The sequence below is a fragment of the Streptomyces sp. ISL-98 genome (assembly GCF_018614055.1).
GTDB lineage: Bacteria > Actinomycetota > Actinomycetes > Streptomycetales > Streptomycetaceae > Streptomyces > Streptomyces spiramyceticus.
The window spans coordinates 277,862-288,851 of sequence record NZ_JAGGPB010000004.1 but is presented as its reverse complement, the minus strand read 5'-3'; the positions used below and the strand labels follow the sequence as shown (position 1 = coordinate 288,851).

7 protein-coding genes are annotated in these 10,990 nt (G+C 68.4%); all 7 read left to right on the top strand.

Annotated elements, in window-relative coordinates:
• Positions 1-154 precede the first annotated feature (154 nt).
• Complete coding sequence (locus J7I98_RS04680) at positions 155-2,950, top strand: CDP-glycerol glycerophosphotransferase family protein (RefSeq protein WP_251020098.1); 2,796 nt, start codon at positions 155-157, stop codon at positions 2,948-2,950.
• A gap of 226 nt (positions 2,951-3,176) precedes the next feature.
• The gene (rplU, locus tag J7I98_RS04675) at positions 3,177-3,497 is read left to right on the top strand and encodes a 50S ribosomal protein L21 (protein ID WP_214918395.1); all 321 of its coding nucleotides are present in this window, start codon (positions 3,177-3,179) and stop codon (positions 3,495-3,497) included.
• A 12-nt stretch (positions 3,498-3,509) separates the two neighbouring features.
• Positions 3,510-3,767, top strand: coding sequence for a 50S ribosomal protein L27 (rpmA, locus tag J7I98_RS04670; RefSeq protein ID WP_028813462.1), 258 nt, complete (start codon positions 3,510-3,512; stop codon positions 3,765-3,767).
• Between the two features lie 132 nt (positions 3,768-3,899).
• Positions 3,900-5,333 (top strand): GTPase ObgE, encoded by a 1,434-nt coding sequence (gene obgE, locus J7I98_RS04665; RefSeq protein WP_214918392.1) that lies wholly within the window; start codon positions 3,900-3,902, stop codon positions 5,331-5,333.
• Between the two features lie 270 nt (positions 5,334-5,603).
• The gene (locus J7I98_RS04660; protein ID WP_214918377.1) at positions 5,604-7,103 is read left to right on the top strand and encodes a bifunctional cytidylyltransferase/SDR family oxidoreductase; all 1,500 of its coding nucleotides are present in this window, start codon (positions 5,604-5,606) and stop codon (positions 7,101-7,103) included.
• A 143-nt stretch (positions 7,104-7,246) separates the two neighbouring features.
• Positions 7,247-9,427 (top strand): hypothetical protein, encoded by a 2,181-nt coding sequence (locus J7I98_RS04655; RefSeq protein ID WP_308377669.1) that lies wholly within the window; start codon positions 7,247-7,249, stop codon positions 9,425-9,427.
• A gap of 160 nt (positions 9,428-9,587) precedes the next feature.
• Complete coding sequence (locus J7I98_RS04650; protein WP_251020097.1) at positions 9,588-10,844, top strand: glycosyltransferase family 2 protein; 1,257 nt, start codon at positions 9,588-9,590, stop codon at positions 10,842-10,844.
• The last annotated feature ends 146 nt before the right edge of the window (positions 10,845-10,990 follow it).

Here is a 10,990-nt window from a genome sequence, read left to right as displayed (position 1 = left end):
CCCACACGGCTGTTCATGTGTCAGCTGTCCGCGTGTCTGCTGTCGATGTGTCCGCCCAAGAGGCCGATGCAACCTTTCACCTGCCTGAGGAGTCTTGTCTGCGATTTCTTTCCCTGGGGTTTACCTCCAGTTTTCCCTGAAAGGCTCGTCGCCCATGGCCTCCACCTCTGTCGGTACCGTCCCCGCCCAGCTGAGCCGGAACATGAAGTACTTCCCGGAAGCTTCCGCCGCGGACCGTGCCGCATTCCTCGCCGAGGCGAAGGAATTCATGGCGAAGGCCGATCCCAGGAAGGTGGCGAAGTTCCCGCCGGTCAGCCGGATCCAGTGGCACCTGGCCGCGCAGGGCCGCGCGGAGGAGCTCGTCGAGGCCCTGCGGTACGAGAGACAGAACCCGGGGGTCTACCGGGTCAAGGGCCTCAGACAGGCCCGGATCGAACTGCCGGGTGTGGAACTGGGCCCACTGCCGCCGCAGGCGCGCAACCTCAGCCGGCGTGAACTGCCCATGCGCAGCAAGCTGACCGACATGGTGTGGCAGGACGGCCGCCTGATCCTCCGCGGTTACGCGTACGTGCCCAACGCCCCGGCCGCGACCGGCAAGCGCTCCCTCCGCATCGCCGGACTCCGCGGGGAGGGCGGCGGAGGCAGCGTCCCGCTCAAGCTGAAAACGGTCCTGGAGCCCCGCGCCACCGCATCCGCCAAGGGCGGCCTGCACTGCTACGACTGGGCGGGCTTCGAGATCGTCATCGACCCCAGGCGGCTGCGCTCCCGCGGCCGCTGGCAGCCGGGCACCTGGGCCCTCGGCATCGGCATACCCCGGCCCGGCGGGCTCTCCGTCGGGCGGGTGCGCAAGAGCGACGCGGGCCGCGCGGGGCACAGCCAGGTGCAGGTCTTCGACGGCGGTGTACGGGTGGTGGCGGGCTTCAAGAGCGGCCGCTTCCAGCTCACCGTGGATGTGGTCCCGGTGGAGGTCGAGGCCCATGAGGCCGTACGGGACGGTGTGGCGGTGACGCTGCGGTCCCGGCCGAAGACCCCCGAGGCGAGGCGGCCCGCAGCGCTGCGCGTCACGCACGCCGCCTCCAAGACGGTCCACGAGTACCCGCTGGAGGCTCAGGAGGGCAGTTACGGGGACGGCTGGGCGCGGACCACGGCGTGCATCCCCTTCGCGGATCTGCCCGTCGACGGCGTGCGGCCCAAGAAGGTGCAGAACTTCCGGGCCTCCGTGGTCTTCGCCGACGGCACCACCCGCCGCGCCACCGTCGCCGATGCGATGCGGACCGGTACGTACCCGCTGGGCGGCGGCCAGGAGCTGGCCGCGCACACGGATGGGGCCGGCACCTTCTTCCTCCAGGCCAGGGTCGTACAGCCGGTGGTCGACCGGATGCACTGGACCGCGGACGGTGAACTCGCCCTCGAAGGCTCGTACTCGGGCAGCGGCTCGGGCAGTGGCTCCGGCAGCGAGGAGCCGATGCGGCTCATCCTCAGGCACGGCACGCGCCACGAGGACAAGGCGCTTCCCCTCACGGTCGCCGACGGCCGGTTCTCCGCGCTCGTCGCGCCGGACGCGATGCCGACGTACGACGGGACGCTTCCGCTGCGCAGCGGGCGCTGGTACTTCGCCTTCCGCGCCGCGAGCGAGTGGGACCACGCCAACGACATCCCGGTGACGATCCGCCCCGACCTCGTCGCCGCGCTGCCCCTCGCCCACAAGGGCGAGCACCGCAAGTACACCGTGGACCGGCGCTTCTTCGACCGCTTCTTCCTGCGCTCGGGATCGGCGCTGAGCCCGCAGGTGCGCGGCGGCTACCGGCAGCGGCAGCTCCGCGACGTCCACTACCCGGCGCAGCAGCAGCTCCCGCTGCGCGAGGCCGTGCTCTACAACAGCTTCGGCGGCAAGCAGTTCTCCGACTCGCCCCGGGCCGTGTACCAGGAGCTGGTGCGGCGCGGCGCCGACGTGGAGCACATCGCCGTCGTCGCCGACCAGCAGGCGGTCCTGCCCGCCGGGGTGCGCGGCGTCGCGTGGGGCAGCCAGGAGTGGTACGAGGCGCTGGCGCGCAGCCGGTACGTCGTGACCAATGTCGGCATCAACGACTGGTTCACGCGCCGTGAGGGCCAGATCGTCGTACAGACGTGGCACGGTACGCCGCTCAAGCGCATCGGCGCGGACCTGCTGGGCACCCCGAAGGCGAACCTCGCCTACATCGCCAGCCTGCCCCAGCGCTCGCGGCAGTTCAGCATGTTCGTGTCGCCGAACGCGTTCACGACCCCGATCATGACCCACGCCTTCCAGCTCAAGTGCGAGGTGCTGGAGGCCGGTTACCCGCGCAACGACGTCTTCCACGCCGAGGACCGAGTGAAGGCGGCGGCGCGCGTGCGCGAGCAGCTGGGGATTCCGGACGGGAAGAAGGTCGTGCTGTATGCCCCGACCTGGCGCGACGACCAGCGCTACGGCGGCAAGCGCTTCAAGCTCGACCAGCAGGTCGACCTGACGGCGGCCGAAAAGGCGCTCGGCGACGACCACGTCTTCCTCTACCGCAAGCACAACAAGGTCCTGGACAGCATCCCCGGCGCCGGGCAGGGCTTCGTCTACGACGTGGCGGCGTACCCCGACATTGCCGACCTGTATCTGATCGCCGACGTCCTGATCACCGACTACTCGTCGGTGCTGTTCGACTTCGCGCACTCGGGCCGCCCGATGCTCTTCTTCACCTACGACCTGGAGCACTACAGGGACACACTGCGCGGCTTCTACTTCGACTTCACGGAGCGCGCTCCGGGGCCGCTGCTCAAGACGTCCGAGGACCTGGTCGACGCGATCAGGAACATCGATTCGGTGTCGGCGGAGTACAAGGAGAAGTACGAGCGGTTCGTGAAGGACTTCTGCGAGCCCTCGGACGGCCGCGCCGCCGCCCGGGTGGTGGACCGGATGCTGGAGACGGCCGCGGGGGAGTGACCTCGTGGGGGAGTGACCCGGCGGACCCGGTTTGACCCTCCCTGCCGGGGGCCCGTACTCTTGACCGTCGGCGTGTTTTTATGCACGCCATCTCCTGAGCATCTCCCTTCCAGCACTCCTCAGGTGTGCTGTTAGAGGCCGCTCGTCCATTCGGATTCGTCGCGGGCCCCGGCCCGTGCGAGCGGCTGGCATCAGGGGTCCCGTTCCGAGCGAAAGAGAGATCCGCGTGTACGCCATCGTGCGCAGCGGTGGTCGCCAGCACAAGGTTGCTGTCGACGACATCGTTGAGGTTGACAAGATTCCCACGGCCAATGTTGGCGACACGGTCGAGCTCTCGACCCTGCTCGTGGTCGACGGCGACTCCGTCACCAGCGACCCGTGGGTCCTGGCCGGCATCAAGGTCACCGCCGAGGTCGTGGACCACCACAAGGGTGCCAAGATCGACATCCTTCGGTACAAGAACAAGACCGGCTACCGCCGTCGCCAGGGTCACCGCCAGCAGTACACGGCGATCAAGGTCACCGGTATCCCCACGGCTGCGAAGTAAAGGGACTGAGACATGGCACACAAGAAGGGCGCATCGTCCACTCGGAACGGTCGCGATTCCAATGCCCAGCGGCTCGGCGTGAAGCGCTTCGGCGGTCAGGCCGTCAACGCCGGTGAGATCCTGGTCCGCCAGCGCGGCACCCACTTCCACCCGGGCACGGGCGTCGGCCGTGGTGGCGACGACACGCTGTTCGCTCTCGCCGCAGGTGCGGTCGAGTTCGGCACGCACCGTGGCCGCAAGGTTGTGAACATCGTTCCGATCGCCGAGTAATTCCGGCTTTCGTCGAGCGGTACGCACAGCACTTTCCGAGGGCGGACGCGCTTTCCCGGGTGACGGGGAAGCGCGGCCGCCCTTGGCGCGTTACGTATGTAGACATTTCCGTATGTACTGGAGGACCCACCCATGACCACCTTCGTGGACCGCGTCGAACTGCATGTCGCCGCGGGTAACGGAGGCCACGGCTGCGCCTCCGTACACCGTGAGAAGTTCAAGCCGCTGGGCGGTCCGGACGGCGGCAACGGCGGGCGTGGCGGCGACGTCACCCTCGTCGTCGACCAGTCCGTGACCACGCTGCTCGACTATCACCACAGCCCCCACCGCAAGGCCACCAACGGCCAGCCCGGCGCGGGCGACAACCGCTCCGGCAAGGACGGCCAGGACCTGGTCCTGCCGGTTCCCGACGGCACCGTCGTCCTCGACAAGGACGGCAACGTCCTGGCCGACATGGTCGGCCACGGCACCACCTACGTCGCCGGTGAGGGCGGCCGCGGCGGCCTCGGCAACGCGGCGCTGGCCTCGGCCCGCCGCAAGGCGCCCGGCTTCGCGCTGCTCGGTGAGCCGGGCAAGGGCGGCGACATCGTCCTGGAGCTCAAGACCGTCGCCGACGTGGCGCTGGTCGGCTACCCGAGCGCCGGCAAGTCCTCGCTGATCTCGGTGCTGAGCGCGGCCAAGCCGAAGATCGCGGACTACCCCTTCACCACGCTCGTACCGAACCTCGGCGTCGTCACGGCGGGCTCGACCGTCTACACGATCGCGGACGTCCCCGGCCTGATCCCGGGCGCGAGCCAGGGCCGTGGCCTGGGCCTGGAGTTCCTGCGGCACGTGGAGCGCTGCTCGGTGCTCGTGCACGTACTGGACACGGCGACGCTGGAGTCCGACCGTGACCCGCTGACCGACCTCGATGTCATCGAGGAGGAGCTGGCGCAGTACGGCGGCCTGGGCGACCGGCCGCGTGTGGTGGTCCTCAACAAGATCGACATCCCGGACGGTCAGGACCTCGCGGACATGATCCGCCCGGACCTGGAGGCGCGCGGCTACCGCGTCTTCGAGGTGTCCGCGGTCGCGCGTACTGGCCTCAAGGAGCTGTCCTTCGCGCTCGCCGAGGTCGTCGCCAAGGCGCGTGCGGCGAAGCCGAAGGAGGAGGCGACCCGCATCGTCATCCGCCCGAAGGCCGTCGACGACGCGGGCTTCACAGTCACGGAGGAGGACGGCGTCTTCCGCGTGCGCGGCGAGAAGCCGGAGCGCTGGGTGCGCCAGACCGACTTCAGCAACGACGAGGCCGTGGGTTACCTCGCGGACCGCCTCAGCCGCCTCGGTGTCGAGGACAGGCTGATGAAGGCCGGTGCGCGTGCGGGTGACGCGGTCGCGATCGGTGAAGAGGAGAACGCGGTCGTCTTCGACTGGGAGCCGACGATGATGGCGGGCGCGGAGATGCTCGGCCGTCGCGGCGAGGACCACCGCCTCGAAGCCCCGCGCCCGGCGGCGACACGCCGCAGGGACCGCGAGGCGGCGCGCGACGACGCACAGCGCGAGTACGACGAGTTCGACCCCTTCTAGGCGGTGGGCCCTGCGGGGCTTCTCCCCTCCCCGCCCCTTCCCGGCTGTGACATTTTGCGGCTGCCGGGAAGGGGCGGGGAGGGGAACCGCGCCGCCGGCGCCTGTGGCATCTGTCACCGTGCAGTGCGCAGCGGCCACCAACCCCCGCATGTACCCCACGCACACCTGCGGTTTCGCACAGATGTCGGCAGAACGACGTCCACCTTGCGAGACGGTCACGGAGAGTGCGACCATCAGCCTGTCTCCCAGCCCTCGCAAGGTAGGTCGTCTGTGTCTGTGCAGCCCATAGCGAAGCCCCGAACCACAGCAGTCGTGCTCGCCGGTGGTACCGGTCAGCGTGTGGGTCTGTCGATCCCCAAGCAGCTGCTGAAGATCGCAGGCAAGGCGGTCATCGAGCACACGCTGTCGATCTTCGAGCAGGCAGAAGGCATCGACGACATCATCGTGTTGATGGCGCCGGGTTACGTTCCCGACGTCGAGAAGATCGTCGCCAAGGCCGGTCTCACCAAGGTCACGAAGATCATCGAGGGCGGTACGACGCGCAACGAGACCACCGAGCGCGCCATCTCCGCGCTCGGCGAGGGCCTCCTCGACGGCGAGGACCGCAACGTCCTCTTCCACGACGCCGTGCGGCCCCTCCTGTCACAGCGTGTGATCCAGGACTGCGTCGACGCGCTGGAGCGCTACGACGCGGTCGACGTCGCCATCCCGTCCGCGGACACGATCATCGTGACGCGTACGCACGGCGGCGACGGCGAGTTCATCACCGAGGTCCCGGACCGGTCCCGGCTGCGCCGCGGCCAGACCCCGCAGGCCTTCAAGCTGTCGACCATCCGCAAGGCGTACGAGGTCGCGGCCGGTGACCCGAACTTCCAGGCCACCGACGACTGCTCGGTCGTACTGAAGTACCTGCCGGACGTGCCGATCTACGTCGTCGCGGGCGACGAGTACAACATGAAGGTGACGCAGCCCGTCGACGTCTTCATCGCCGACAAGCTGTTCCAGCTCGCCTCCACCGCAGCCCCGCAGCAGGCCGACGAGGCCGCGTACCGCGAGCTCCTCGCCGGCAAGACGTTGGTCGTCTTCGGCGGCTCGTACGGCATCGGCGCGGACATCGCGACCCTCGCCGAGCAGTACGGCGCCAAGGTGTACGCACTGGGCCGCTCCACCACCGGTACGCACGTCGAGAACCCCGAGCACGTCGACGACGCCCTGTCGAAGGCGTACTCGGAGACCGGCCGTATCGACTACGTGATCAACACGGCGGGCGTGCTCCGCATCGGCAAGCTCGCCGAGACGGACAACACGACCATCCAGGAAGCGCTGAACGTCAACTACCTGGCCCCCGTCCAGATCGCCCGCGCCTCGCACAAGTACCTCGCCGAGACCAAGGGCCAGCTGCTGCTCTACACGTCCAGCAGCTACACCCGCGGCCGCGCCGAGTACAGCCTCTACTCCTCCACGAAGGCCGCCATGGTGAACCTCACCCAGGCCCTCGCGGACGAGTGGGCGGGCGACGGCGTACGCGTCAACTGCGTCAACCCGGAGCGCACGGCGACCCCCATGCGCACCAAGGCGTTCGGCGACGAGCCCGCGGGCTCGCTGCTGTCCTCCGAAGCCGTGGCCCGTACGTCGCTGGACGTACTGCTCTCCGAGCTGACGGGTCACGTCATCGACGTACGGCAGGTCGACCCGACCCGTGGGGCCTCCGAGGCTTCCGGCTTCGAGCAGGCGCTGGCCGCCGTCCTGGACCGTCAGGCAGATGTGTAATACTCCTTGACAATCCTTGACTGATTCGGGCCTCTGTAGTCGCCAGCAGCGACCTGCAGAGGCCCGAGTTCGTGGAGCTCGGCTTCACATTTGCACCGTAATTAGCACCGTAAATAGCCGGCACCCTCTGGAGCAGGTTCTTCGTGATTTCGACCGCCATCCGTCTCGCCCGTGTGGGCAGCGGATCCGAGCTGGCCGCCGCCGCAGTCATCGGGCTCGGGTATCCGTGCATCATGCTCGCCGCCCTGATCCCGAACCTCTGGATCTTCGCGGCCGCCGTCGCCGCGACGTATGTCGCGGACCAGCATCTGCACCAGCGTGGTAGCTACCTGATCAATCGCCTCGGCAAGGTGCGCGCGGGTCTGTCGATCCGCTTCCTGGTACGCCAGCTGCTGCTGATCCTGTTGCTCGCCCGCATGCAGCTCGCCGAGCAGACGATCTTCTACTTGACGATCGCCTCCCTTCTGCTGTTCTACGGCCTCCAGGCCCCGCACGGCGCGCTTGTGACGCTGGTCCGGCTGCGCCGCAAGATGCCGGTGGTCACCCGCAACATCGACCTCGGCATGCTGCGCATCCCGTCGGCCCCGCCGCGGCGGCTGCTGAACCGATCCGCCGAGAAGATGCTGCACCTCGACATCTTCGGCTTCACGGGCGTCCTGATCGCGGTCCAGAGCGGCAAGGACGTCTTCGGTTACGTCGGCCTCGGCCTCACCGTCGCCCTGGCGATCGGCTACGTCGCCGCGCTGCTGCCGTACCTGCGGCGGAACCGCCGGGTACCGGCCGTGGACACCGTCCTCCAGGGCGTCGACGAGTGGCTGCGCGAGTACCGGCCGACCACGGTCCTGTACTTCTCCGGCTCCCGGGACTCGGCGTACCAGGTCAACATGTGGCTCGACACGATGAAGCAGGTCGAGGGCAGGCCGCTGATCGTCCTGCGCGAGCGCCACATCGTGGGCCAGCTCGGCCCGACCTCCGTGCCGGTTCTCTGCGTCCCGAGCGCCACGCATCTGATGAACATGGACCTCTCCACGGTCCGTGTCGCGCTCTACGCCGCCAACGTCGGCAAGAACATCCACATGCTGCGCGTCCCCACCATGAAGCACGTCTTCATCGGCCACGGCGACAGCGACAAGGTCGCGAGCATCAACCCCTTCAGCAAGGTGTACGACGAGGTGTGGAGCGCTGGCCGGGCAGGCCGCGACCGCTACGCCCTCGCCGACGTCGGCGTACGCGACGAGGACATCGTGGAGGTGGGCCGCCCCCAGCTCGCCCCCATCCAGACCTGGACCGGTACGCCGAAGAACCCGGTCCCGACCGTCCTGTACGCCCCCACTTGGGAGGGCTGGGACGACAACCCGGGCAACACCTCGATCCTGCTGGCCGGCGAGAACATCGTCAGGCGCCTCCTGGAGGCCCAGGAGCCCGTAAGGGTGCTGTACAAGCCGCACCCCTTCACCGGCACCCGCAGCCCCCAGGCCAAGGCCGTACACGCCCGTATCACCGCGATGGTGGAGGCGGCGGCCGCCGAGCGCGCCACCGACGCCCGCTGGGCGAAGGACGCGGCGGAGCTCCAGGCGGAGCAGAGCGCGGCGACTGCCGAACTGGCCCGTATCGAGGCACGCCTGGGCGAGCTCGGTGCCAAGGGCAGGGGCAAGGCGAAGCCGACCGGCAAGGACGAGGCCGAGACGTCCCGCGACGCGCTGGCCGACCCGGCCCGCGAGGCGGAGCTGGCGCAGCTCAAGGACGAGTGGAACGCGGCGTACTGGCGTTCCTTCGGCTGGTGGGAGCACCGGGTCATCACCGGTGCCGAGCCGCGTCTGTACGACTGCTTCAACGAGTCGGACGGCATGGTCTCGGACATCTCCAGCGTCGTGTCGGACTTCATCGCGAGCGGCAAGCCGTACGCGGTGACCGACTCCGCGGAGCTGGGCGTCGAGGAGTTCAAGCAGCAGAACACCGCTGTACGGGCCGCCGTGATCCTCTCGAACAGTGCGGCCCAGCTCGACGAGCTGCTCGCCGCCATCACGGGCGGCGAGAGCGCCGATCTGCTGGCGGACGCACGGCGTGAGCTGAAGGCGTACCTCCTCGGTCCCGACGAGCCCGCGTCCATCGTCCAGTTCAACGACGCCGTACGGGCCCTGGCGGACAAGTCCGAGGCCCGCAACCAGGGTGTCGCGCAGCGCATGGGCGTCGAGCTGGCCGCCGCGGCGGAGCCGAGCGACTCGGCGCCGGAGGCGACCGGCGACCCGGTCGACGGTGACTCAAGCACCGGTGACCTGACCGGCAGCGAGTCGGCCGACGTCGATTCGACGGTGGCGGGCTGACCCTCCGGCACTGACTGACAACCAGATAGCGGTATAGAACCGGCCCGGTAGAACGTCATTTAAGACGTTTTGCCGGGCCGCTCTGCGGTGCGCTGTGGTGAGCGTCACGTGGAAAAGTACGGTTGGTGAACAACCCGCACCCATGTGCCGACTGTCTTGGATGTCGATGAACGAGAATGTGACAGGCCTGGCTGCCAGTGAAATCCCCGACGTGACCGTGATCGTCGGGGCATACGAAGCAATGCCGTACCTGATCCCCTGCCTGGAGTCGGTCGAAGCCCAGACGCTGGGTGCGGACCGCATAGAGATCGTGGCCGTCAACGACGGCTCGACCGACGGGACCGGAGACTATCTCGACGAATTCGCCGCCAAGTCCAAGGTCGCCACGAGGGTGGTCCACCAGGAGAACTCCGGGGGCCCCAGCAAGCCGCGCAACGTCGGGCTGAGCATGGCGCGCGGGCGCTATGTCTTCTTCCTCGACGCCGACGACTACCTGGGTGGGGAGGCCCTGGAGCGGATGGTCGCGATGGCCGACCGCAATGGCACGGACGTGGTGCTGGGCAAAATCGAAGGCATCGGGCGGGGTGCGCCCAAGTCCATGTTCGGCCGCACTCTGGAGCGTACGGACCTCTTCTCGTCCAACATCAAATTCACGCTCAGCGCGGAGAAGCTCTTCCGGCGCGAGCTGTTGGAGCGGCACAGCATGCGCTTCGACCAGCAGCTGTACACCGGCGAGGACGCGCGCTTCACCCTCGAAGCGTATGTTCGCAGCGCCGGGGTCTCGATCGTCGCCGACTACACCTGCCTCTACATCGTGCGCCGCGACGACGGCAAGCACATCACACAGAGCGGCAGTTACGCGATGCGGTTCGACTCGGCGACCGCCCTGATGGACCTGATCGCGAAGTTCTTCCCGCCGGGGGAGAAGCGCGACGAGCTGATGATCCGTCCGTTCGTGATCACCCTGCTGCCGCAGTTCGACCCGCGCTGGCTGAAGCTGAAGACCGCGACACGGCAGCACAAGATGGAGCTGGCCAAGCCGCTCATGGACAAGTACTGGTCGCCCGGCGTCGCGCGCCGGCTGAAGGTCCCCGAGCGACTGCGGATGCATTACGTCGCCGAGGGCCGGGCGGATCTCCTGGCCGACCACCTGGAGTTCATGCGGAGCAAGGCGGTGCCCGACATCGTCCGCAGGGGTTCCGCGGGCAAGCCGTACCTCGCGTATCCGCACTTCGGCGACAAGGCGGCGGGCGTACCCGACGAGATGTTCGCGGTGACGGTGGCGGAGTGGGTGGGCGGGGTCCGTATCACCGTCCCCAAGGGTGCGAGGCCCAAGGTGTCCTTCGCCCGGCGCGTGGTCCGCAAACTGCGCCGGATGGCGAAGGGCACGGTACGGGGTACGCCGGTCCGTTCCTGACGGGACGTTACGTGCGGGAGCGGCGCGTACGGTTGTGCTGTGCGTAGCTTCGCTCACGAGTTCCGTTCACCCGGCCAACAGCCTCAGGAACGGTACTGGAAGGACACCGGCTGCCGAGCAGCTGATGGAGGGCACGGTCGATTCGA